At 66.2% G+C, this 23,122-nt stretch carries 19 protein-coding genes; 2 read left to right on the top strand and 17 right to left on the bottom strand.

Annotated features, from left to right (window positions below; genetic code table 11):
* Positions 1 to 16: 16 nt before the first annotated feature.
* On the bottom strand, positions 17 to 1,645 hold the full coding sequence (locus EWM63_RS30030; RefSeq protein WP_130189790.1) for a catalase: 1,629 nt from the start codon (positions 1,643 to 1,645) through the stop codon (positions 17 to 19).
* Between the two features lie 216 nt (positions 1,646 to 1,861).
* Here EWM63_RS30030 and EWM63_RS30025 point away from each other — a divergent pair, with 216 nt between their 5' ends.
* On the top strand, positions 1,862 to 4,057 hold the full coding sequence (locus tag EWM63_RS30025; protein WP_130189789.1) for an NHL repeat-containing protein: 2,196 nt from the start codon (positions 1,862 to 1,864) through the stop codon (positions 4,055 to 4,057).
* Between the two features lie 91 nt (positions 4,058 to 4,148).
* On the opposite strand, the gene EWM63_RS30020 is transcribed toward EWM63_RS30025, so the two are convergent.
* The 11 genes from EWM63_RS30020 to EWM63_RS29970 all read right to left on the bottom strand — a co-directional run bounded on the left by EWM63_RS30020 (position 4,149) and on the right by EWM63_RS29970 (position 17,544).
* The gene (locus EWM63_RS30020; RefSeq protein WP_130189788.1) at positions 4,149 to 5,108 is read right to left on the bottom strand and encodes a diacylglycerol/lipid kinase family protein; all 960 of its coding nucleotides are present in this window, start codon (positions 5,106 to 5,108) and stop codon (positions 4,149 to 4,151) included.
* Positions 5,109 to 5,197: 89 nt separating this feature from the next.
* Positions 5,198 to 7,036, bottom strand: a complete 1,839-nt coding sequence (locus EWM63_RS30015; RefSeq protein WP_130189787.1) for a rhamnogalacturonan lyase — start codon at positions 7,034 to 7,036, stop codon at positions 5,198 to 5,200.
* 382 nt (positions 7,037 to 7,418) lie between these two features.
* Positions 7,419 to 10,961 carry a P-loop NTPase fold protein gene (locus tag EWM63_RS30010; RefSeq protein ID WP_165390992.1) on the bottom strand — a complete coding sequence of 1,181 codons (3,543 nt, stop codon included), beginning with the start codon at positions 10,959 to 10,961 and terminating at the stop codon, positions 7,419 to 7,421.
* 966 nt (positions 10,962 to 11,927) lie between these two features.
* Positions 11,928 to 12,506: a prepilin-type N-terminal cleavage/methylation domain-containing protein gene (locus tag EWM63_RS30005; protein WP_229487599.1), complete on the bottom strand. Its 579-nt coding sequence runs from the start codon at positions 12,504 to 12,506 to the stop codon at positions 11,928 to 11,930.
* A 53-nt stretch (positions 12,507 to 12,559) separates the two neighbouring features.
* On the bottom strand, positions 12,560 to 13,276 hold the full coding sequence (locus tag EWM63_RS30000) for a hypothetical protein (RefSeq protein ID WP_207221193.1): 717 nt from the start codon (positions 13,274 to 13,276) through the stop codon (positions 12,560 to 12,562).
* Positions 13,276 to 14,037 (bottom strand): ABC transporter permease, encoded by a 762-nt coding sequence (locus EWM63_RS29995; protein ID WP_130189785.1) that lies wholly within the window; start codon positions 14,035 to 14,037, stop codon positions 13,276 to 13,278. Before EWM63_RS29995 ends, EWM63_RS30000 begins: the two co-directional genes overlap by 1 nt.
* 18 nt (positions 14,038 to 14,055) lie before the next feature.
* The gene (locus tag EWM63_RS29990) at positions 14,056 to 14,781 is read right to left on the bottom strand and encodes a type II secretion system protein (RefSeq protein ID WP_130189784.1); all 726 of its coding nucleotides are present in this window, start codon (positions 14,779 to 14,781) and stop codon (positions 14,056 to 14,058) included.
* Between the two features lie 17 nt (positions 14,782 to 14,798).
* Entirely contained in the window at positions 14,799 to 15,572 is a 774-nt protein-coding gene (locus EWM63_RS29985; protein ID WP_229487598.1) for a hypothetical protein, read from the bottom strand.
* Positions 15,535 to 15,975 (bottom strand): hypothetical protein, encoded by a 441-nt coding sequence (locus EWM63_RS29980; RefSeq protein ID WP_130189783.1) that lies wholly within the window; start codon positions 15,973 to 15,975, stop codon positions 15,535 to 15,537. The genes EWM63_RS29985 and EWM63_RS29980 overlap by 38 nt, the downstream gene beginning before the upstream one ends.
* Complete coding sequence (locus EWM63_RS29975) at positions 15,972 to 16,688, bottom strand: hypothetical protein (protein ID WP_229487596.1); 717 nt, start codon at positions 16,686 to 16,688, stop codon at positions 15,972 to 15,974. Before EWM63_RS29975 ends, EWM63_RS29980 begins: the two co-directional genes overlap by 4 nt.
* On the bottom strand, positions 16,627 to 17,544 hold the full coding sequence (locus tag EWM63_RS29970; RefSeq protein ID WP_130189782.1) for a hypothetical protein: 918 nt from the start codon (positions 17,542 to 17,544) through the stop codon (positions 16,627 to 16,629). Before EWM63_RS29970 ends, EWM63_RS29975 begins: the two co-directional genes overlap by 62 nt.
* A 26-nt stretch (positions 17,545 to 17,570) precedes the next feature.
* On the opposite strand from EWM63_RS29970, the gene EWM63_RS29965 reads away from it, so the two are divergent.
* Positions 17,571 to 18,212 (top strand): hypothetical protein, encoded by a 642-nt coding sequence (locus tag EWM63_RS29965; RefSeq protein WP_130189781.1) that lies wholly within the window; start codon positions 17,571 to 17,573, stop codon positions 18,210 to 18,212.
* Here EWM63_RS29965 and EWM63_RS29960 read toward each other — a convergent pair.
* From EWM63_RS29960 to EWM63_RS32735, 5 genes are read right to left on the bottom strand one after another with little or no spacing between them, the layout of a single operon-like run.
* Positions 18,202 to 19,407 (bottom strand): type II secretion system F family protein, encoded by a 1,206-nt coding sequence (locus EWM63_RS29960; RefSeq protein WP_130189780.1) that lies wholly within the window; start codon positions 19,405 to 19,407, stop codon positions 18,202 to 18,204. The genes EWM63_RS29965 and EWM63_RS29960 overlap by 11 nt on opposite strands.
* Position 19,408: 1 nt before the next feature.
* On the bottom strand, positions 19,409 to 21,103 hold the full coding sequence (locus tag EWM63_RS29955; protein WP_130189779.1) for a GspE/PulE family protein: 1,695 nt from the start codon (positions 21,101 to 21,103) through the stop codon (positions 19,409 to 19,411).
* Between the two features lie 5 nt (positions 21,104 to 21,108).
* Positions 21,109 to 21,780: a tetratricopeptide repeat protein gene (locus EWM63_RS29950; RefSeq protein ID WP_130189778.1), complete on the bottom strand. Its 672-nt coding sequence runs from the start codon at positions 21,778 to 21,780 to the stop codon at positions 21,109 to 21,111.
* Positions 21,777 to 22,928 (bottom strand): hypothetical protein, encoded by a 1,152-nt coding sequence (locus EWM63_RS29945; RefSeq protein WP_130189777.1) that lies wholly within the window; start codon positions 22,926 to 22,928, stop codon positions 21,777 to 21,779. The genes EWM63_RS29950 and EWM63_RS29945 overlap by 4 nt, the downstream gene beginning before the upstream one ends.
* Positions 22,925 to 23,122 carry a type II and III secretion system protein gene (locus tag EWM63_RS32735; RefSeq protein ID WP_229487594.1) on the bottom strand — a complete coding sequence of 66 codons (198 nt, stop codon included), beginning with the start codon at positions 23,120 to 23,122 and terminating at the stop codon, positions 22,925 to 22,927. The genes EWM63_RS29945 and EWM63_RS32735 overlap by 4 nt, the downstream gene beginning before the upstream one ends.

Genomic DNA, 23,122 nt, shown 5'->3' with positions numbered 1-23,122 from the left:
AGGCGACAGGCCGCTACTACTTCGCCGGAGCGGCTTCCCGCGGCGCGCGTTCTTCCACAGCGCCATCCGTGTAGGTCGGCACTTCGCGGTGGGCATTCGGCGCGGGCTTGCCCGGCAGCGGGGCGAGGGCGCGTGCCTTGTCGACGTCGATGCCGGCCGCTTCGGCCACGCGGCGGCCATAGTCCTCGTCGCAATGCCAGAAGTGCCACACCATCCGCAGCGCGATCTGTTCCGGGCACTGGCGCAGGTCGTCGCCCAGGTTCTTCACGAGCTCGTCGCGCTCCCAGTCCTCGAACGTGCACCACCGGTCGCCTGCCTGCCGGTAATCGTCCAGCGTGCGGGACGTCTGGTAGCGGCCCAGGTGGCCTTCCACCCACTGGCGATACTCCTTTGCCGGCTTCGGCGCTTCCCGCAAGCCGCCCAGGCTGCTCGGTTCATAGTTGATGTGCTTGTTCGCGCCGCCGTCGTCGACGCTGTACGCCATCTGGCCGTCGCGCTGGTTGGTGCGCGCGCGCGCGCGTTCCTGCGGCGCGTTGATCGGCAGCTGCAGGTAGTTCGGGCCCACGCGGTAGCGCTGCGTGTCGGAGTAGGAGAGGGTGCGGCCTTGCAGCATCTTGTCGTCCGAAAAATCGATGCCATCGACCAGCACGCCGGTGCCGAAGGCCGATTGTTCGGTGTCGGCAAACACATTGTCGGGGTTGCGGTCCAGCACCATGCGCCCGACAGGGAGCAGCGGGAACTGGTCTTCCGGCCAGCGCTTGGTGTCGTCCAGCGGGTCGAAGTCGAGTTCCGGATGGTCGTCGTCGCTCATGACCTGCACGCAGAATTCCCACTCGGGGAAATCGCCGCGTTCGATCGCCTCGTAAAGGTCCTTCGTGGCATGGCCCGTGTCGTGCGCCTGGATTTCGGCTGCCTGCGCGGCGGTGAGATTGCGCACACCCTGCTTCGGCACCCAGTGGAATTTCACGAGGTGGGCGACGCCTTCGTCGTTGACGAGCTTGTAGGTGTTGACGCCCGAGCCTTCCATCTCGCGGTAGTTGGCCGGGATGCCCCACGGGCTCTTGACCCACGTGACCATGTGCAGGGCTTCCGGCGAATTGCTGACGAAGTCATAGAAGCGCCACGGTTCCTGGCGATTCGTCACGGGGTCGGGCTTGAACGCATGGATCATGTCCGGGAACTTGACGGCGTCGCGGATGAAGAAGATTTTCAGGTTGTTGCCGACCAGGTCCCAGTTGCCGTCGACGGTCTTGAGCTTGACGGCGAAGCCGCGCGGGTCGCGCGCCGTTTCCGGCGAATCCTTGCCGCCGATGACCGTCGAGAAGCGCACGAACACGGGTGTTTGTACGCCCGTTTCGTTCAGCACGCGGGCGCGGGTGTACTTGCTCGCCGGTTCGTTGCCGATCTTGCCGTAGGCTTCGAAGTAGCCGTGGGCACCGGTGCCGCGCGCGTGCACCACGCGCTCCGGGATGCGCTCGCGGTCGAAGTGGGTGATCTTTTCGATGAACTGGTAATTTTCCAGCGTTGCCGGGCCGCGTTCGCCGACCGAACGCAGCGCCTGATTGTCGCGCACCGGATGGCCCTGGCGGGTGGTGAGCACGGGGCGCTCGCCGCCGGTTTCCTCTGAAGTGGGCTTGTTGCTCATGGCGTTCCTTTCAGTATGAATGATTCCTTTTGGGGCGGACACATTCTAGTCGGCGTCCCCGAGCCCCGGCGCGCGGCATGCCCGATCCGTGCCGGCACGGACCTGCCCAGGCCTGGGCAATTTCGCCCCTGTTCCAGGGCGACCGGGCCCACCGCTGTGGTGCGCCGGCGGGCGTTCCTGCTAAGCTTGCGCTTCCCGCAATGAAGAACGGCATCCGTGAATCGAAAACTCATCGTTGGCGCGCTGTCCGGCGCCGTCCTGCTGGCCGGTGCCGGCACCGGGTTCTACACCCTTCGCCCGGCATCGGGCCCCGATGGAAAGCCGGCCGCGGCGCTTGCCGTGCTGACACCCGCCCAGGCCGCGACCACCCGTTTCTGGACCGCGCGCGTGACGACGCTGGGTGGCAGCGGTGCCGCCGGTTTCGCCGACGGGTCCGCGGCGCGCAGCGCGTTCAGCGATCCGTTCGGCGTGGCGACGGGGCCGCGCGGCACCGTCTACGTGGCGGACGGCGGCGACAGCAACCGCATCCGCGCGATCGCGCCCGACGGCACGGTGGCCACGCTGGCCGGCGGCCGTGAAGGCTACGCCGATGGCAAGGGCGCCGCGGCGATGTTCCACACGCCGTCGGCGGTCGCCCTCGACCATGCGGGCAATCTTTACGTGGCCGACACCGGCAACCACGCGGTGCGCAAGGTAGCCCCGGACGGTACCGTGACCACGCTCGCCGGCAATGGCCAGCCCGGTTTTGCGGACGGCCAGGGCGCTGCCGCGCGCTTCGACGGCCCGGTGGGCATCGCGGTGGACGACGCCGGCAACGTGTTCGTGGCCGACACCTATAACGACCGCATCCGCCGTGTTGCGCCGGACGGCACCGTCACCACGGTGGCGGGCGGTGGCCGGCCGGGCAACGTCGATGGCCCGGCCCTGTCCGCGCGGTTCGATACGCCGGGTGGCGTGGCCGTATCCACGGATGGCACGCTGTTCGTTGCCGATACGGGCAACCATGCCGTGCGGCGCATCGATACCGCCGGCACCGTGTCGACCGTGGCGGTGCCGGCACAGGGGGAGCGGCGCTCGCCGCTGCGCCGGCCGGTCGGTATCGCCGTCACGCGCGACAGCTTCCTGTATGTCACCACGGGTTCCGGCCGCGTACTGCAGGTCGCGCCCGAGGGCGAGTACCGGCCGCTGGGCGACTTCGACCGGCCGGCCGAACCGGGCTACGGCAGCGACGGCACCGTGAACCTGTCCGGGCCGCGCGGCGTGGCCGTGGCGCGCGACGGCAGTGTCGTCGTGGCCGAGGGGCTCGGCTTCGCGGTGGTGCGCCTGGCCCCGGCCATGGAAGGCCAGACGGCGCCGGCGCACCGTGTCCGGGCGCACACGCCGCGCCGCGACCAGCCGATGCCATGGCCCGTGCTGCCCCAGGATGCGCCGCATGAAGTGGTGGGCGTGATGGGCGAGGTGCGCGGCAATTACGAAGGCGACAGCCGCGATCACTTCCACATGGGCCTCGACGTGCGGGCCGACGTGGGCGCGCCCGTCGTGGCGGTCATGGCCGCAAAGGTCACCGACCCTTATCCGAACTGGGGCTACGCCACGCTGAGCGAAGGCATGAGCGTGGGCACGCTGTCGTACATCCACATGAAGGTGGGCCGCGACCGCCGCGACAAGCCGCTGGACGACCGCTTCCAGCTGCTGGCCGGCGACGGCGGCACGCCCGAACGCGTGCGCGTGCGGCGCGGCGCGCGCTTCGCCGTGGGCGACAAGCTCGGCACCATCAACGCCATGGCGCACGTGCACCTCGATTACTTCCCGACCGGTGGCGTGGAAAATCCGCTGACGCTGCCATTCGTCGGCCTGCGCGATACGGTACCGCCGCGCATCCAGGGCATCGTGCTGCTGGCAGATGGCGGCAAGCGGCTCGGGGCGCCGCCACCAGCGCGTGGCGGCAAAGGCAGGAAGGCCAAGGCGCCGCCGCCACGGAAGCGCGTGCCGGTGCCCCGCGCCCTGGGCGAGGTCGATATCGTCGTCGACGCGTGGGACCAGATGGACGGCAACCTGGCGCGGCGCCGGCTCGGCCTGTACAAGCTGGGTTACCAGCTGCTGCGCGAAGACGGCACGCCGGCACCCGGCTACGAACGCCCGCGCATCACGCAAGTGTACGACCGGCTGCCGCGCAACCAGGATGCGGTCAAGCTGGTCTACTCGGCCAGCAGCGGGATCACCGTGTACGGCAGCAAGTCGACCCAGTTCGCCTATGCGCTGAACAACACGCTGGCCGATGGCCAGGCCAGGCCGGGCACCTGGGACGTTTCAGGCATCGCGCCCGGCAACTACACCTTGCGCATCCACGCCGCGGACTTTGCGGGGAACGTGGCGGTGGAAGGGCGCGACCTGCCGATCACGGTCGAATAGCCATTGGCCCAGCAAAATTGGGGCGGTATGGCGTTCCGGCGGCCCTATTTTCCGAGAAACATTTCCTGAAAAATGGGGTACGTCCCCATTTTTACGGCAATGTTTCCGGCGGTGAACTTGGTGGCACGAGCAGCCGCAGCCGCCCGTCCAGCGCCTCGAAATGCAGTGGCGTGGAGAGCGTGAGCACTTCGCCGTCGACGGCGGCCTTGATGCGCCGGCGGCCATAGAATGGGGTGCGCACGGTCATGCGGCGAAAGCCGAACGTGACCACGTCGCCCGTGTCGCCCAGCCGGCCCAGCGCGCCGTTCAGCACGATGCCGAGCATGCCGAGCTTGCCGGCGGGCTTGGGCGCCACGGCGGCCAGTTCGCCATCGGCGACATCCGGCGCCTGGTCCGTCAGGCCCACCTGTTCCATCTGCAATCGGTTGTTCCCCACGAACAGCGTGTGGGTGCGCAGCTGCAGCGTGCGGTCCTCCGCCTCCAGCGTGAGCCGAAGGCGGCGATGCGGCAGGAAGATCGTCTTCAGCGCCGACAAAAACGCGACGACGCGGCTGCGGCCATACTGCTTCTTGTCCGATTCGCGCTCTTCCAGCAACTTCGGGTACAGCCCGATGCTGGCGTTGACGAGGAAGATGCGGCCGTTGACGGACCCGATCTGCACATGGCGCACGGTTGCCGCGAGCATTCCCTGCACGGCTTCGGTCAGGTCTTCGGAAATGCCGTGCGTGCGGCCGAAATAATTGAACGTGCCTTGCGGCAGGGCGGCGAACGGGCAGCCGTGCTGGACGGCCTGGCGAGCGACGGCATTGATCGTGCCATCGCCGCCCGCCGCGACAAGAATGCCGCCATTGGCGCAAGCCTTGCCGGCGTGGGCGATGGCGGCGTCGTCGAGCTCGCCGCCATCCTCCACCAGGTGCAGGTGGAAGCGGCGCCCCGCGGCCGTGAGCACTTCCTCGATGGCGGCGCGGCGCTCGTCCTTTTCGGCGGCGCCGGAACCGGCATTGAGCACGATGTACAGCGGTGCGTCGGGAGAAATCGTCGTTTCGGTCATGGTGACCAACTGTAACACCGCGGGAGCCGCCACGCGCGCACGAACGGCTGAGCGTGGCGGCCCCGCATCAGGCCGGGCCGATGGCGCGCTTACTCGGCAACCTGCACCGGGGTTTGCGCCGGCGCGGCGGCGCCTTCGCCCAGGTAGAAGCTGGTGTGCGGCGGCTGGTTGTAGCCGGCATTCTGGCCCGCCACCTGCACGCGGTACTGCGCGTCGTGCATCAGCGTTGGAATGCGGTGCGTGGTCGGGATCGCGGTGGAGAACACCAGCAGTTCCGTGTTGTCCGCCGTGCGCAAGACCACTTCCTCGCGCCAGTCGCCCACGATGTCGGCCGACAGCACCGGCGTGGCCTTGGTGCCATTGTTCGACGCCGCGTTCCAGGTCGCGCCGGTCAGCAGTGGCTCGAAAGCGAAGGCGGCCGGGTTCCACTTGGCGATCGTCACGTTGTCCAGCGATTCGCGCAGCAGGTCGCCGTCCCACCAGCTGGCGAAGTTCATGCTGCCGGGGCGGTTGGTCGAGATCTGCTGGCCGCTCACGTTGAACAGGCCGCCGCGCGACGCCCAGCACTCGGCACCCGGATAGGCGGGATCGATGTCGTAGCAGACGCCGCGGCCCACGTCCACGGTGGCCGGCGCGCCCCACAGCAGGGCGCCGGTGGCGGCGTCATGGAAGCTGGCGCCATTGCCCTTGTAGCACGAAGGACTCTCGTGGACCATGTAGATCTGCTGGCCGGGGCGTGCCGGGTCGAGCTTGCCGACGTGCAGTGCGTCGCCATGGCACAGGCCCGTGCTGTACATCAGGTGGCCGTCGCTGCCGATCGTGGCGGCGCCGTAGATGATGTCGTCCTTGCCGTCCTCATTGACGTCCGCCACGGAGAACCAGTGCGCGCCCTGGCCGCGCGCTTCCGCGCCTTCGTTGTTGGTATCGAATACCCAGCGGCTCGTCAGCTGGCCATCGCGGTAATCCCATGCGGCGATCACGGCGCGCGTGTAGTAGCCGCGCGAGAAGATCGCGCTCGGCCGCGTGCCGTCGAGGTAGGCGACGCCACCCAGGAAGCGGTCGACGCGGTTGCCGTAGTTGTCGCCCCACGAGCTGACGGTGCCGCGCGCCGGCAGGTAATCGGTGGTGGCCAGCGCCTTGCCGGTGCGGCCGTCGAACACGGTGAGGAATTCCGGGCCGCTCAGCACGTAGCCGGCGCTGTTGCGGTAGTCGGCATCGGCATCGCCGATCACCGTGCCGCGGCCGTCCACGGTGCCGTCGGCCGTCTTCAGCATCACTTCGGCCTTGCCATTGCCGTCCAGGTCATAGGCGACCATCGTCGTGTAGTGGGCGCCGGCGCGGATATTGCGGCCCAGGTCGATACGCCACAGCTTCTTTCCGTCCAGGCGGTAGGCATCGATGTACGTGTTGCCCGTGTAGCCGCTCTGCGAATTGTCCTTGGCATTGGAAGGCTGCCACTTGACCACGAGCTCGTACTTGCCGTCGCCGTCCAGGTCGGCGGGGGTGCCGTCGTTCATCTCGTAGCTGTAGGCCTGGCCGGTGGGCGTCACGCCGTCGGCGGGCTTGTCCAGCGGGATGCGCAGCACCGATTCGGTCCAGGTAGGGATCGCATAGTCTTCCTGACCCTTCTTTTCCTTGTCCTTGACGACGGGGCGGATCAGGTAGCGCGCACCCGCCGTGCCTGCCCTGTCCGTGAAATTGCTCACGTCCAGCGGTTCGGCGTTCAGCTTGACGTCGTCCCGGTAGATGTTGAACCGGGTACCGGGGTCATCGGTGCCGAGCACGCGCCAGCTGACGAAGACATTGGCGCCGGCGGCGATGGCGACAGCGCCGCGATCGAGTTTTTCCAGCTTCCTGCCGGGATCGGCGTAGGCGGACTGCAGCAGCCCGAGTGTCAGCAAGGCGATCGGTGCAAAGGTACGTTTCATTGATTCCCCATTCTTTTTGGTGGTCGACAGACGATGGACGCGCCGCCCGGACGGGTGCCCATCCGTGCCGCGCAGGTGCTTGCTTCGCCGGCGCGTCTCCTCGCGCCGAGGCCGTGGTGGAGCCGGGGCCGGCCGTCACGCCGCATGCGCCTGGTGGACGCATGTTTGCCAGTGGCGCGCGGCACGGTGCGCCGTGCTGCCACCTTTGCAACTTGGGTGGGATTCGAGTATCGGGAGGGCGCGGATGAGTGTCAATCCAGTGGATTGAAGCACTCATCAAGTTGAGCGGGCATATGGAGCAGGCAGATGTGCTCCGCGCTCGCAGTCCGCAAGTTACACGTAGCGAACGCAGCGCTATTTAGTGCGTGACCTGCGTCGCCGGTCAATTCCTCATCTCGCCATACCAGGCATGGAACGATAACCTAGCGACGCGCGGTACCCAGTATGCGAGGAGGCCCGGGTCTTGCGGAAACGACGGCTCGTCGATAATGTCGCCAATTGGAAGGCTGAGCGGTACGCCTCCGGTGGCGATGCCCGGCCAATGCCTGCTCAGAACAGCAGGCAGTGTGGCGTTACCCGCAGCACCTCGTGGGTTCACAAGTTCGGTGAACCAAAGGTTTGCCGCGCTTGTATCGAAAATCTGAACGGCAAGAAGAAGCAAGGGGAGCTGGAAATCACCAGGAGAATCCTCAACTCCTTCGAACTGCGCCAATTGGGTGCCATGAACGCCAGCTTTCAAAACGCGGTATACGTTGACGAGGCGCTTCACGGACCGAGGTGAAGGAATCAAGCCGTCCAGTTTTTGTGCGAACTCTACTTCCCACGGTTGTATGATCAACGCGCGTTCCACCCATTCAGGCGGTGAGTATTCCTTTGGAGTTGCGATGGCCTCGTAGTGAGCGGTTTGATCTGGCAATCCGGCGGAATCGTGCAGGTGGGACGATGACGTTCCACTATTCCGCTCGTCAAGCTGCGTGGCAGTATTCAATTCTGCAGTTGATGGCGAAGCCGCCATCGTCGACGTGGTATCGTAATCGCTGGCTTCTGTCGGATATGATGGTGCCCCATTGCTCATCAATTGCGCAACCAGCTTTCCATATCCATTTCGGTTCATAGGGCGCAGCGCATAGGGAATTTGGAAGATTTTCTCGAGATAGTGCCGTGGGCTAGCGGATTGGTTTTCCGGAGAACGGGCGCCAGTGTTATGCCCGGGCTTTCCAAGCTCCTTGTAATGAAGAGTGAGCGAATTAAGCAGCCATCGCGGGTCGACGCCGACTACAACAACAAAAAGGGGATAGGCAAGCAGCAGATGCACGGCTTGAAGAACATCTACAACCTTGTCGGACGGGCAGCGGTCGAGGTCATCGATATAAAGAATGATGCGTTCGAGTTTTTTTCCGCTTGTTATGTCTTTGTTGTTTGTATCGATGCGATCGACAAGAAGTTCGAAGTCTTGTCGCACTACTGAAATCAGCCCCATGTGCTTGCGATAATCACTGGACGCTCGGCGTTCGGCAACGAAAAAACCGAGTGTCCGGCTCTGGTCAAGTTGATTGAGTCGCTGTTCAGCTGCGGCAGCTTGCTGGACAGCCTTGTTCAGCCTGTCGTGTGCTTCTTGTTCTTCTTTCCTAAGCTTGTCGACCAGATCTTGCAAGCTTTTTTCTTCGATGTCCGCAGCTTCACGCTTTTTCGCAAGTAAGGCGTCTGCTTCTTTCTTGGCATCCTCCAGCGGTTTCAAAGCTTTGGCAAAAAGGGACGAGCCTCGTCGTAGCAAGGCAGTAGCGCTTGCTATGAAGGCCACGCTCTCCATGAAGATCGTGCTGATGGTGGCACCGATGAGACTGCCGGGGCTGAGGTAACGGTGGATCAAGTACAGCAAGCCGGGGCTGGCAAGCAGTGCTAGTAATAAAAAACAAAACCAGAGCCGGCCTGCCGGATCGCGTGACAATGCCGAAAACATGGCGATAGTACGGCGAGAAAGACTACGCGCTTCTTCCAGCGCGCGATTTAAGTCGCCGATGCCGCTCATTAGTCCCGGCAAGCCGAGGTCACGCAGTACTTTTTCGGCGTCTTTTCTGAAAGTTGGATGGTTTTGGAACATGGAGGCGACATCCCTCGCTTGCAGTCTGGACAGGGCGGCGAGCCTGGCCTCGCGCTCGGAAGCCGAAACTGCCAGGCGCGCTTCCTCCTGTCTCAGCCGCTCTTGGGCACGCGTATCTTCAACGAGAGCATTGTCCTTCGCGGCGATGGCTGCAAGGAGTTCTTCGGCCAGTGAGTCGCGCTCATCTCGTGAATCCGCGCTGTCGCGGAGGTGTTTGTCCAGATTCTCGAAGATTACGCTGACGAGGCTGGCCCACAGGCTGGTGTCCGCGTAATGCCAAGCATTGAATCTTATCTGCACAGTGTCCGCACAAAATAGCGATCCTTTCGCATGAGTCGCGCGCTCAATCATCAACTTGACGGCTTCTTCCATTTTCGACATGAAGAAGCTCTTGCCGGCTCCCCATTCCCCAAAGAGCCCGATTGCAAGCGGCGGCGTTGTATTTTTTGCCATCATAATCGCGGTGAGCGTGTTCACCTCGGACTGGATGTCGAGCTGGTCGACTTGCCCATCAATCGTGTCAGGTGAAAATCCGGGCAATTGTCGGTGCATTTCGGTTTCCTTAGCCGATATTGCCCCGAGGCTTTCCAACAGAACTTTTACGCTTCCTTGCAGTTCAGGAAATGACTCACGTTCCCGAAGGAGTTCTTCGGACCGGCGTGGGTCCATGGCTGCCAGCAGCCGAGCGAACATGTACGCCGTTGAGCTGTCGATCCAAGCCGCTGCCTGGACCATCTTGCCAACGACTGTCTCTATGCCGGGGTCCGATGTGAGTGTATTTGCTGCGGGTACAACCATATCGGGCGTGACCAGCGCATGGAAGACGTCATAAGCTGGCATATCGACGGAAGAATTCCATCGCAGCAAAGCGGCAAGTTCGGGCGCAACTTCTGGGATCGAGACGATCCGCAAGGCGCGCAGTGCGCCATGCGTCTTCGACTTGTCTCCACTGGTCAGTGCCGATCGCATTTCAGCAACCAAGCCGGGCGAACCGGCGCCAAGTAATGCTTGCGCCAACAACGCAACATCCCAGGCCGGGTCGGTTGCAGCCTGCCGTGCAATTGGGCCCAAGTAACTTGCTCGTACACTGACCAAAGCAGCAAGCGTCCAGAATCGTACAAAGTGCACTGGCTCGGAAATGGGATTAACGCCTCGCTCAGCAATATCCTTGACTGTCGGCTCCTCGGGTTGACAGTGTATCAATGCCGCACGCAGCCAACTACGCGCCGAAACGCGCGGATCGATGGCTTGGTCGCTGGTGCTACTCGAGGTCGCGGTCGATATGTCATGGGCGCGCAACTCACGAATGAGTGCTGCGCCTAATGCCTTCCGGTAACGGAATTCCGGATCCGTGATCCGATGAAGGATGACGCGGCGTTTGGAATCTGCCTCGCGCGCTAAACTCTTGACCATCGCGTCGACTTCAAAATTACTTGGCACGCTCAGCTTTTTAATTTGCGAGGTTAAGTCGTGAAGGCGCTCTAGATCGCCATCGCGAAGATCTAGCCACCTGGTCGATTCAAACAAGCGGCCGGCGGATTGAGCGTCTTTTTCATCAATCTTTCCGATAAGAACAGGGAATACTGGCTTCTTGAGAGCCGACGCCTTCTCGACAATGAGCAGGTGATTTGGTCCCCAGCCCGCTGTACCCAAAAAAACGACAACTGCCTCAGCTAACTCCATGACCGGCGTATCCTCGACAGAGGCACCGTAGGGCCGGTCACGATCAAAAAAATGATTTGATATGCCGTGTGACGTAAACCAATCAGCGATCGGCCTGATTCGATCCTTCTCGCGTTCGTTGTAAGCAAGGAATACGTCCACGATCGTTTCCATAAATGCCCTTTACAGTTGCGAGCTCAGCGTCACTTGCTCACTCACGCGCACAAGTCGAATATTTATAGAAGTTTCTAACCATCTTACTCCGGCCATTTCGCCGGATGGAGCCCTTTCATTGCTGATATGCATCCGCTTAGGAAAATGCATCTTTTTTACAACTATCCCCCGATATGCCGTTCTCGCGTGCGCTGTTTGCAAGCTTCGCAAAAGCAATGCGATTGACAGCGAGGCTATATCTGGCTTCGACCAGTGCGCAATCCAGGTCTGGGCCACACGGAGAACTGTCGACTTACTGGTGCAGTAGAACGTTTCTCTGTCCTTTCGGTAGACGTTGCTCAAATACGTTGCCGTGCAAAGTGCTCCTGACAATGAGCGTTCTTGCAGGGTAAGCCTCAATGTCGAGCTACTTTGGGTCTCCCTCTGCTATAAGCTAGGATCAAAGCAGGTCAACTCCTGGGCTCGGGCTGCGCAATATCGTGTTCATGCTTATCAGCATGGGAGCTACTGAGCTGCGTTCCCTGAGTATGGACGGACGCTTGGAGCCGACCGGCGCAGGGTATCCACTTCTCGAGTTAGCGGTGGCTCCGGTTTAGATCGTTCTGATGGCGCTGGCTCTGACGATGCTGCGCACAATCGATCGAGAAGAAAACAGGAATGCCCTGAGTGGAACGTCGTTGGTGAAGATTGAATGGATCGGGTTTAACGGGCGCTTAGCGAATTGCTTGTCGAGTCGACCCGCGGCGCCGTTTTTGCGGTCAAGGCCTGCGATGCGGCGGCTAGCCAGCGTGCACTTGCAGCAAGACGTGCGATTGCGTGCCAACACAAGATTCATCGACGAAAGGTTGGTAGCGTACTGGTAGACGCCGCCGGCGGCGATCAGGCTAATGGCCGGGGATATCGACTATTACCTGCGGCAATTTGCAGCGCAGCCGTGGCCTGCCGTCACGTACTTCAGAAGAATACGGCCGTGCGCGTGACGATCGTGCCGTTGTTCGTATAAGGACCGGTGGCGCGCACGGCGCCGGTGTCCGGCTTGCCGTCGTCGAGCTTGGCGTCGAGCTGTTCGGCGAAGCTGTCGGGCAGGTTGTCGAAGCGGATGCCGTTGCCGCCGCGCCCGGCCACCACGTCGTTGAACACGTAGACCGCGCCGCCATGGGCACTCGTCATGAAATCGGTGGTGCCATTGAACGAACCCGTGATGAAGCCGCCGAGCGCCAGGTGCTGGGGCGCCAACTGGTATTCGGCGATCTGGCCGTCGCCATTGCCGTTGCCGCTGGTGCCCGGCACGTGCGCGGTGGCCTGGGCATCGTCGCCGGGCAGGGCACGGAACTTGTCCTGGTAGGCGTTGACGGCCGCCTGCAGCGATGTCGACTGCTGGATCACGTTCTTCACCTTGGCATTGTCGATCAGGCTCTGGCCCTTCAGCACACCGCCCAGCAGGAGGCCGATGATGACGAGCACGATCGCGATCTCGACCAGCGTGAAGCCGCGCGCGCGGCGCTGGCGCCGCAGTGTGGATAATGGTTGCAAGATTGATACTCCTTGATGCTTGGCGTTGCCAGCATCTTACAGCGCCGGTGCCGTTAACGCACCTGCCGGTCGCAGCCGTGTGTCGCCTCGGCGTCGCCCATTCCCGCCGCACATTCAAGTTCCCGCAGCCGGCGTTCGAGAAAACGCACTTCGGCCGGATCGGTGATCGTGCCGCCGGCCAGCAGGGCGCCGGCCACGGCGCGTGCGCTGTCGAGTTCATCCATGTCCTGCAGGATGAACAGTTCGAGCTGGCGGGCCCAGGCCGGTGCCGCTGGCGCGCGCAGGCGGATCGCCTGCGCATAGCGCCGTGCGAGTGCCATGTCGTGCAGGCGGTGTCGGGCGACCAGCGTGGCCTGCGCCATCTCCGGCCAGCGGCGTGCCGGATCGGCGGCGAAGGCCCGTTCGACGAAGCCGAGCATGATGCGCACGCGGCCGGGATCGGCCACGGCGGCGTACACTTGCGCCGCCACGAGCGGCTCGCGGCTGCGAGGGTCGAGCGCCAGGGCGGCCTCGAGCCAGCCGGTGGTGCGCTCATAGTCGAGTTCCCGAAGGGGCAAGCCGGCATCGAACGCATGCAGGTACAGCAGCACGAGGCGTGCCGCCGCCGGGCCGTCGCCGAGGCTGGCCATGCGCAGCGCTGCGGTGGGCGGGGCGGCCGGCAACGCGGCCGCGCGCGTTGAGGCAGGTGGTGCCACGGCATGCAGCGCGCACTGGGCGGTGATCGCCGCCAGCAGCAAGGCCACGATGGCGGCGGGCGCACGGCGGGCCATCAGAATTCCTTGCGGTACAGGTCGAACAGCGCGCAGGCGGCCAGCAATGCCACATAGATGGCGCTCTGCCCGGCCACGAAGCCGGCATCGGCCATGGTGCCGGTGCCGTACAGCAGCCACTCGCTGCGGGCGAACGCGTCGAGCCGGGGCAGCAACAATGCGAGCGCGTCGGTGCCGGCCGCGATGACGCGCTGGCCCGCGTCGCCGCCCGTGCCATGGCCGGCCACCTGCAGCGCGGTCACGCTGCGCGCCAGCAGATAGAAGCCGGCCGTGGCGCACAGCGACGGCAGCGCGTGCTGCAGCGTGAGCGTGCAGAAGACGGCGAAGGCGGCCACGATCCACAGCTCGCCCAGCAGCGAGGCGGCCCACAGTGCCGCCTGCGCGGGCGGCGATGCGAACGCCAGCAACATGCCCGCCACGGCGGCCGGGAGCAGCGCCAGCAGGCCGCAGCCGGCCAGCCGGCCGAGCAGCCATGCCGCGCGCGGGTAAGGCAGCGCGATCATCAGTTCCACCTGCTTGTCGCCGTACTCGCGCACGAGGGCCGTCACCGCGAAGATGCCCACCATGCCGGTGCCGGCCAGGCGCAACAGCGCGGCCAGCAGCGCCGTGTTCGTGGCGCGGCTGCCCGCGGGCAGCACGGCCTGCAGGAAGCCGGCCAGGCCGACGGCGCCGAGCGCCAGCGCGGCCAGCAGCCAGAGCAGCCGGCTGCGCAAGGCTTCCTTCAGCGTGCCGGTGGCGATCGCCAGGATGGCGGTGCCCATGTCAGGCCTGTCGCGGGTTCATGGCAGGCGGCCGGCGGCGACCATGCGGTTGAACAGGATATTCGGCGACAGCCACACCACCAGGTCGTCGTAGGCGCCGCCCGGCGCGGCCGCATTGTCGCTGGCGCCGCGCGCGATATAGGCCGTACCGGCCGCGTTCATGTTGACTTTCTCATCGACATTGCCGGCACCGGCATCGAGCGCGCGCACGCCGAGGTCCGAAAAGCCGCCATAGCCGTTCTTGCCGGTTGAAACGATCACGGCGGGAATATCGTTCGGCGCAGTGGCCGCGACCACGTTGCCCGCCGCGTCGCGCGTGGCCACCGTGATGTCGCGCGGGGTCGCCAGGCGAAAACGCGCCACGCTGTCGGCAAAGTCGGGGCTCACGCTGTACAGGTACACGCGGCCCCAGCTGTCGAGCTTGGGCATCCCCAGCGTGGCCCATGGCAGGAAGCCGGCGCGGCGCTCGTTCCTGCAGCGGTCGCCGTCACGGTCTTCCAGGCCGTTCGCAGCGGAGATGGCGGGGCAGGGCAGGTGGCCGTTGCGCACTGCGAAGCCGACCAGCGCTTCGCGCGCGTCTTCCATCGCACGCTGCGTATCGGTCACGCGGCGCTGGTCCAGCTGGGTGGATAGTGGCGTGATCAGCCCGCCGATCAGCAGGCCGACGACGACGAGCACGATCGAGATCTCGACCAGCGTGAAGCCTCGCGGGGCGCGGAAAGAGGTGTTCGGATCGGTTCTCATGGGCGATAGTGTCGGGCTCAGGGCAGCGTGCGTGCCGCGGCCATCCTTTCGTACAGCGTGTCAAGGGGAATCGCAACCAGCAGGTCGTCGAACGGGCCGCCCGGCACGGCCGGATCGGCGGTGGCGGGGCGCTGGATGAAGCCCGTGATGGCGTTGTCGTTGGCGATTTCATCGACGTTGTTGCGCGCCCCGTTGGCCTGGGACAGCCCGGCGATGCTCGTGCCGAGGTTGTTGCGGCCGTGCGAGTAGACGACGGCCGGCCGGCATTGCGCATAGATCAGGCACTCCGCCTGGCCGAGCTCGTAGCGCAGGGCGCCGTTGCCATCGCGCGTCAGCACCTGCTTCGTGGCCACGGCCGACAGGCGCCGGATCGGGGCGGCCGTGTATTCCGGCGTGACGCTGTAGCGCAGCCGCTTGCCCCAGCTGTCGGCGCCATCGACGCCCAGCGTCACCCAGGGCAGGAAGCCACTGCAGTCGGCCTCGCTCGCACAGGGTTCGGGGCGCTCGCGCCCGTCGATGGCGGAGACGGCCGGGCGCGGCAACCGCCCGTGCGTGCTGGCGAACCCCACCAGCGCGTCGCTGGCGTGGGCAAGCACGGCCAGCGTGCGGCGCTCCCGCACGCGTTCCACGTCGCTGCGGCCGAATGCGGAAATGAGCAGCGCGGCAAAACCCACGCTGGTCACGGCCAGCAGCATCAGCAGGGCGGCGCCACGCTGGCGGCGCGGGTGGCGAGAACGGCGCAGCGGGCGCAGATCAGCGCGGGTCGCGGATGGCACCATCGTTCGGGTCATAGCTCTGGCCGGGCTTGACGAGCACTCTTCCGGCCGGTGTGTCGATGGGAAGCGGGCTGCCGGGACGGTAGTGGCGCAGCGTGGTTTCCCGCGGCGTGTCGTCGATCCACACGGTGGCACGGCCGTCGCTGCGGCGGACCACGCCGGTCAGGCGCACCGGCGCGGGCGGTGCCACGGGCGGTGCCTGAACCGCTGGTGCCGTTGGCGGCGGCGTTGTGGCTTGCATGGGCGCCGCCGGGGCGACTTCCCTGTTGCGCTCCCGGCTCATCCGCTCTTCCGGTGTCGTGAACAGGCGCCCCAGCGCCGGTTCCATGTATTGGGCAACGGCATGCGGCACGGTGGCAGCGGCCAGCACGCCCAGCAGGATGGACAGGGACCGCGGCATCCGGGGGCGCGGCATCATCGGGCGGCTCCGCCGGTACGCGGGCCCGGGGTCAGCGTGAGCCAGTTCAGCGTGCAGTCGGACGACAGGACTGCCGGCCTGGCGCCGGCTTCCGTACTGGCCGCGCGCCGCATCGTGCACTGCTCCACGGTGAATACGCCATGCTGGCGCAGGTCGCCGAGGAAATAGAACAGGTCCAGTTCGTGCAGCATGTCCATGTGCAGCGTCATCCGGCTGCCGCGCAGCTGGTAGTCGCCCGTGGCCAGCCTGCTCTCGAGTTTGTAGGGCTGCTGTGCGTCGATTTCATAGGCCAGCGGCAGCAGCCGGCGGTTCTCGCTGATCCGGCGGATCGCATCGACCCAGTCGAGGCGGTTTTCCATGCCCACGAAACGGCGTCGTCGCAGGTCGACGAACAGCGGCTGGTAGGCGCGGATCTCCTGTTTTTCCGATTCCGCGTACAGGAACCGGCTGCGCGCGGCATCGCGCTGGGCGTGCGCCGCCTGCTCGTCGCGGCGTGCCTGGCCGAGCTGCAGGTGGCTGGCCAGCACGCAGGTAAAGCTGATGCCTGCCGTGACGATGAACGTGATGACGGCAGGCCGGATCAGCGCAAAGTCGCGTACCCAGAAGGGCAGCGGCAGGCGTGCCCGGTCCGCCTGACCGGGGCGCGGGAACTCATGGATTCCATGTGATGTCCAGTGTGAACTTGTTCTGTTCCTGCCCCGGAACGGGCGCACCGACCGTGCCGGACAGCTTGACGGTGGGCCGGATGTCGAACGGCAGTTGCACGATCTCCACCGATACCTTCGGCATGCCCGCGAGCCGCTGGGCGAAGGCATTCATCGCGCCCAGCACCTTGCGGTAGTCGTCCGGCGCCGACAGCACCTCGGCCTGCAGGCGCAGCGTTTGCGGCGGGGCCTTGGGAATGCCCAGCGCGAGCGACGACGTGGGCGCGGCAAGGGCCGGCGTGCCGGGAGCGCCACCTGCCGCCGGCCCGCTCGCCGGGCCCGGCACGACGGCTTTCCAGTCGAGCTGCAGGATGCGGATCTGCGGCGAACCCTCCAGCGCCGTGCTGACCATGCTCATCATCGCCATCGGCCACGGCCCCTGCTTGACGACCGTGCGCTCGATCACCACGGCGGCGCGCATATTGGCCGTCTTGTCGGCCGCCGGCGGCATGCTCGACATGCTGCGGGCATAATTGGCCCGGTAATGCGCCGTCTCCGACCGGAACGCCGCGGCGCCGTCGTTCGCCAGCGCGTAGCTGGCCAGGTTCAGTACCGACCAGATCACGCCGGCCGTGGCCACCACGGCGCTGGAGGCATACAGCGACAGCCTGGCCTGCAGCAGGCGGTAGTAATTGCCCGCGTCGCCGGTCGGGAAGTGGGTGGCCGGCGCGTGCCGGCCCAGCAGCGACAGCAGCATCGGTTCGCCCACGTGCGCGGCCCCGCCCGGCGCGGACGTGGCTGCGCCGAGTGCCGTCGCCGCCGTTTCAAGCGGCACGATATGATAGATCGTTTCCGCGCCGTTCTCGCAGGTCGCGACCAGCTGGTCGACCTGGTCGGCGGCGGCCAGCACCACCACGTGCAGCACGTCCCCCGGTCGAGCAGCCGCACGCTGTGCAGGAATTGCTGGGTCCTGCCCGTTTGCGCCGCGAAGGCGTGGACCGCCTGGTCCTCGGGCTTGGCCTGCACGAGGCGGGAAAACTTCACGATGCCGCCGCGGAAGTACGTCTGGCGCAGGCCGGCCGTATGCCAGCTGACCAGCAGCACGTGCCCGTGCCGTATCGCCAGCCGCTGCAACACGTCGCGGCCCAGCATGGCGCAGGAATAGATGCCGGCCAGGGGTGTCTGCATCAACTCCATCGCGTCCACCCATGGCGTGAGCAGCAACGGGTTGGTCAGCGCGGTAAACAGCACTTCGTCGTCGCGCCGGCCCTCGGTGCTGCGCCCCTGCACGATAGCGGAACGGTAAGGCGTGTCGCGGTAGTGCTGTACCAGGCGCCGCTCGCGCAGCGCGCGCCCTGCGCGCCCGCGCACATGGGGCAGCAGCAGGCGGGTGTAATCCTCTTCGATCAGGTCGGTCAACAGGTAGCCGGGCCGGTTGCCGTGCGCATCCAGGTAGGCCAGGAACTCGTTCAGCCCGGCCCGCGTGGCGGGAAAGATGCGCGGGCCGACCAGCGTGTTGCGCTGCAACTGCCAGGCATGCAGCTGGTCGCTGGTGAGATAGAAAAGCTGTTTCGCCAACATGTCAGATCCTGATCGCGGAGATCGTGTCGTAGATCGGGCCGAGCACGGACAACATGATCCAGCCCAGCAGCAGGCCGAGCACCACCGTCATCGTCGGCTCGATCATGGCCTGCACCCGTTCGATCTGTTCGCGCACTTCGCGGTTGTAGAAATACGCCACGTTGCGCAGGGCGCCATCGAGCGCGCCGGTGGCTTCGCCCACCTTCAGCATGCGCACCACCAGCGGCGGAAACAGGCCGGTGTGACCGAACGCGCCGCTGACGCTGTGGCCTTCCGAGATGAGCTGGGCGACGCGGCGCAGCGCCGCCGCCACGGCGCGGTTGCCGGCGATGCCCTCGGACAGGCGGATGCATTCGAGGATCGTGATGCCCGAGCCGTACATCATCGCGAAGAACGTGGCAAAGCGGGCCAGGATGATCTTGTGCAGCACCGGCCCCACGGGCCAGGCGCGCAGCTTGATACGGTCGAAGGCGAATGCGGCGCGCTCGTTGCGCCGCAGCCACCAGCGGCCGCCGAACCACAACGCCACCGGCGCCGCCAGCAGCAGGAACCAGTAATCGATGAACACGTTCGACACGGCGATCAGCACGCGCGTGTGCAGGGGCAGTTCCTGGCCCATGTTGCGGATGAAGCTCGTCAGCTGCGGCACCAGGTAGATCATCAGGAAGAACGTGACGGCGGTGACCACCACGAACACGATGGCCGGATAGGTGACGATCTTCTTGGCCTGGGCCGCCAGCTCGTCCTGCCATTTCAGGCTGTCGGCCAGGTTGCGGAATACTTCGTTGACCTTGCCGCTTTCCTCGCCGGCGCGCACCAGGCTCGTGAACGTCCGGTCGAACGCTTCGGGGTAGTTGCCCAGCGCGTCCGACAGCGGCACGCCGCCCTCGATGTTCTCGATCAGGTCGGTGATGATCTCGCGAAAGCGCGGATGGTCCATCGATTCGCGCAGGTCGTTCAGGGCGTCGAGGATCGGCACGCCGGCGCTCGCCATCTGTTCCATGTGGAAGCAGAAGTTGATCAGGTCGCGCCGGTCGATGCTGCGCCGGCCGAACGCGATGACCTTCTGGCGCGACTGCCGGTAATCGATCAGGTCGAGCTCCATCCGGTGCAGGCGCAGCTCCAGGTCGGGCACGTTCAGCGCATCCATATTGCCCGGCACGATCTGGCCGGCCGTATCCATCGCGCGGTAGATATACTGCGGCATGTCAGGCCAGCCTGTCGGTCAGGTCCACCACGCGGGAGATTTCCTCGATGGTGGTGACGCCCTGCAGCACGCGGCGCATGCCGTCGTCGACCAGCGAGCGGAAGCCGGCCGCGCGGGCCGCGGCGCGCAGTTCGCGCACCGCCGCGCGGCGCGCCACCAGTTCGTCCAGCTCGGCGTTCATCTTCAGCAGTTCCATGATCGCCACGCGGCCCTTGTAGCCCTGGTGGGTGCAGCGCTGGCAGCCCACGGCCCGGTAGATGGTCGCGGGTGGGGCGTCCTCGTCCAGACCCAGCAGGCGGCGCTCCAGGTCGTCGGCTTCGACCGCCTCCCTGCAGTGCATGCACAGGCGGCGCACGAGGCGCTGGGCGATGATGCCGATGATGTTCCCGGCCAGCACGTCGGCGATGACGCCGATGTCCAGCAGCCGGGGAATCGCGCCCACGGCCGAATTGGTGTGCAGCGTCGAATAGACCTGGTGGCCCGTCATGGCCGCGGCCAGCGCCATGTCCGCCGTTTCCTGGTCGCGGATCTCGCCGACCAGGATCACGTCCGGGTCCTGGCGCAGGATCGAGCGGATACCGTCCGCAAAGCCCAGCTTGGCCGATTCGTTGACCGACGTCTGGCGGATCATGTTCATCGGGTATTCGACCGGGTCTTCCAGCGTCATGATGTTGACGCCTTCCGTGTTGATGTGGTTCAGGATCGAATACAGCGTGGTGGTCTTGCCGCTGCCCGTGGGGCCTGTCACCAGGATCAGGCCGTCCGGTCGGGCGATCATCAGCTTCAGCAGGTCGAGCTCGTGCTCGGCCAGGCCCAGCCCGTCCAGCGGCACGATGCCCTTCTGGCGGTCGAGCACGCGCAGCACGAAGTTCTCGCCATGCGTGGTGGGCTGCGCGCTGGCGCGAAAGTCGATCTGGCGGCCGGAAAACTTGATGGCGATGCGGCCATCCTGCGGCGCCCGCGTTTCGGCGATGTTCATGTTCGAGATCACCTTCAGCCGCACGGCCATCGCCGGCCAGTACGACTTGTGCAGGCTGCGGATCTGGCGCAGGATGCCGTCGATGCGGTAGCGGATGCGCAGGAAACTCTGTTCCGGCTCGAAGTGCACGTCGGAGGCGCCATTCTGCACGGCATCGGCCAGCAGCGCGTCGATCAGGCGCACCATCGGGTGGCTGTATTCGTCCGACGTGCCCTGGTAGGACACGTCGCCCGTTTCGATCTCCTGCAGGATGCCGTCGATCGACAGTTCGAAGCCGTAGTACTGGTCGATCGCGCGCGCGATATCGGAATCGTTGACCAGCAGCGGCGTGATCGTGATGCCCTTGACCAGCATCGCGTGGATCTGGTCCAGCGCCACGATATTGCTGGTGTTGGACATGGCCAGCACCAGGTTGTCCTTGTCGCGCTCGTACACGATCGGGAACACGCTGTAGCGCTTGGCGACATCCTTGGGAATGAGTTTGAGCGCGATCGCGTCGACCACCAGGCTGTTCAGGTCGGCCGACTGCGTGTTGAGGTTTTCCGACAGTGCTTCGCGGATCGTTGCTTCGGTGACGAAGCCCATCCCCACCAGCAGCTTGCCGAGGGGCTCGCGCTCGCGCTTCTGTTCGATGAGCGCGATGCGCAGCTGGTCTTCGCTGATGACGCCCTTGTCGATCAGCAGCTTGCCGATCGGCTGTTTGACCCATTCCGCCATCGTGCTCAGTTCCCCGCGACGGGCGGCGTTGCCGGCGCCACCGGTGTGCGGGCAGGCGCGGGCGCGGGCGCCTGCGTGGCCGCCGCCGTGCCGCCCAGCTCCTGCAGGCGCCGCTGCGCGGCAGCGCGGTCGAAGGCTGCCGCGCCGCCGGCGGACAGGGCAAGCGCGCGCTCGTAGTACTCGCGCGCCAGCCGCGCCTGGTTCAGCCGGTCGAGGCCCACGGCCAGGTTGAAGGCATAGTCGGCATTGGCGGGCGCCGCGGTCCAGGCGCGGAAATAGGCGCCCTGCGCTTCCTGCCAGCGGCCCTGGCGCGCATACAGGTTGCCGAGCGCGAAGTGCACGGGCGCGGCGTCCGGATTGCCGCGCAGGGCGCCCTTGAGCTGGATCTCCGCACGCTCGCCGCCGCCGCCCGGCCGCAGCGCGGTCATTCCGGCGATCGCGTCGGCGTCGCGCGGGTCCAGCGCCAGCAGGCGGGCGTAATGGCTGGCGGCATCCTCGCCGCGCCCGTCACGCAGGGCCACGGCCGCGCTGCCGAGCAGCGCATCGCGGTTGTTGGGGTCTTCACGCAGCGCAGTGGCGTAACGCTGGCGTGCAGTCGCCAGGTCGCCGGCGCCGAAGGCCGCATAGGCGGATTGCACGGCCGGACTGATGCCTGGCGCGGCGGTGCCGCGCGTCACCTGCACGTCGCCGCCGGCGGCGGGCGGTGAAGACAGTGCGGACTGTGGGGAGGGTGCGGCGGCGAATCCGGGATCGGCGGCGGCATGCCGCCGCCCGCGGCTTGCTGGCGCATCGCACGATCGGACCGTTCGGCCGCGACGCGCATGGCTTCGGCGCGCGCCTCGGGGTCTTCGATGGCGGCCAGTTCGGCCGCTGTCGGCCCGGCGGGCAGCTGGTTGCGCAGGTCTCGCGTCGCCGGCGCGGCGGCGGCGCGCGCCGGCGGCACCGGTGCGGCAGCCGGTGGCTCGGGCATGGCAGGCTGGGCCGGCATGGCGGCCGGCTGCGGCGCAGTGGCCGGATCGCCCGCTTCGATCGCGCCGAGCGGCCCGAACGGGGGGCCGGCAGGAGGCACGACGATGCCCCCGTCGCCGCCAGGGAGGGCGCCCGTGGCGCCGGTGGCGCTCGGCGGCGGCATTGGCACCATCGGCAGGCTGGCGCCCGGGCCCGGGCCGCTGATGCCCTGCCAGTACAGGTAGCCGAACGTGCCGGCAACGATCACGAGGAGCGCGCCCAGGCCGGCCACGCGCAGCCGGCCCATGTCGATACCGGACGCCTTGTCGACCTGCGCGGCGGCGGTGCGCGGCATGGCGCGGCGCTCGGGCGCGCCCGGACCACGCCGCTCGCCCATGGCCGCGCTGGCTGGACGGGGCGCCGCGCGCGCATCGGCGACGGGGATCTCTCCCATATCCGCAGGGGTGCGCGCGCCCTCGTGGCGCGCTTGCGGCGGCACCGGATTGTGCGTTGCCTCGATGGCTGGCTGGATGGGCGGCGGTGTTGTTGGCGGTTCCGCGCGCACGCGCGGCTCGGCGCGCGGCGGTAGCCCGGTACCGGCCGGCGGCCCGGGCCGTTCGTCGAGCGGCGCCAGGCTCAATTCCAGCAATCCGCCGGCCGACGGTGCCGACACGTGCGGATCGGGCGTGGCCGGCGCACGCTGGCCGGTGGCGTCGGCGCCCGGCAATGGCTCCGCCCGCTCGCGGCCCGGATCATCTTCCCGGCCATCTCCCCGGTCTTCGCCCAGCTCGTAGACGCCGTCCGGCACGTCCTCTTCCTGCAGGCCGCTTTGCCGTGCGCGCTCGGCTTTCTTCAACGCTTGCATCAGGAGGCTCATCGCGACAGTCCCGGCGAAGTGGGTCCATAGGGTTGCCGGTTCAGGGGTTCCTTGCCCGGCAGCAGATAGCGCAGATCCTTGTAGTCGCCTTCCATGCTGGCATCGCGCACCACGACGGCACGCAGGAAGATCACCAGTTCGGTCTTCGACACGTTCTCGTTGCGGTAGGACAGCAGGTTGCCGAGCAGCGGCAC

The sequence above is a fragment of the Pseudoduganella lutea genome, assembly GCF_004209755.1.
GTDB lineage: Bacteria > Pseudomonadota > Gammaproteobacteria > Burkholderiales > Burkholderiaceae_D > Rugamonas > Rugamonas lutea.
Note: the sequence above shows the minus strand (reverse complement) of the source record. Positions and strands in the feature narration are given on the sequence as shown.

Coding starts and splice junctions, on each gene's coding strand:
- EWM63_RS30015 (WP_130189787.1), bottom strand. CDS start 7,036: ATGAAACGTACCTTTGCACCGATCGCCTTGCTGACACTCGGGCTGCTG.
- EWM63_RS29945 (WP_130189777.1), bottom strand. CDS start 22,928: ATGAGCCTCCTGATGCAAGCGTTGAAGAAAGCCGAGCGCGCACGGCAA.
- EWM63_RS29985 (WP_229487598.1), bottom strand. CDS start 15,572: ATGACCCGAACGATGGTGCCATCCGCGACCCGCGCTGATCTGCGCCCG.
- EWM63_RS29990 (WP_130189784.1), bottom strand. CDS start 14,781: ATGAGAACCGATCCGAACACCTCTTTCCGCGCCCCGCGAGGCTTCACG.
- EWM63_RS29980 (WP_130189783.1), bottom strand. CDS start 15,975: ATGATGCCGCGCCCCCGGATGCCGCGGTCCCTGTCCATCCTGCTGGGC.
- EWM63_RS30000 (WP_207221193.1), bottom strand. CDS start 13,276: ATGGCCCGCCGTGCGCCCGCCGCCATCGTGGCCTTGCTGCTGGCGGCG.
- EWM63_RS30030 (WP_130189790.1), bottom strand. CDS start 1,645: ATGAGCAACAAGCCCACTTCAGAGGAAACCGGCGGCGAGCGCCCCGTG.
- EWM63_RS29995 (WP_130189785.1), bottom strand. CDS start 14,037: ATGGGCACCGCCATCCTGGCGATCGCCACCGGCACGCTGAAGGAAGCC.
- EWM63_RS29960 (WP_130189780.1), bottom strand. CDS start 19,407: ATGCCGCAGTATATCTACCGCGCGATGGATACGGCCGGCCAGATCGTG.
- EWM63_RS30020 (WP_130189788.1), bottom strand. CDS start 5,108: ATGACCGAAACGACGATTTCTCCCGACGCACCGCTGTACATCGTGCTC.
- EWM63_RS29955 (WP_130189779.1), bottom strand. CDS start 21,103: ATGGCGGAATGGGTCAAACAGCCGATCGGCAAGCTGCTGATCGACAAG.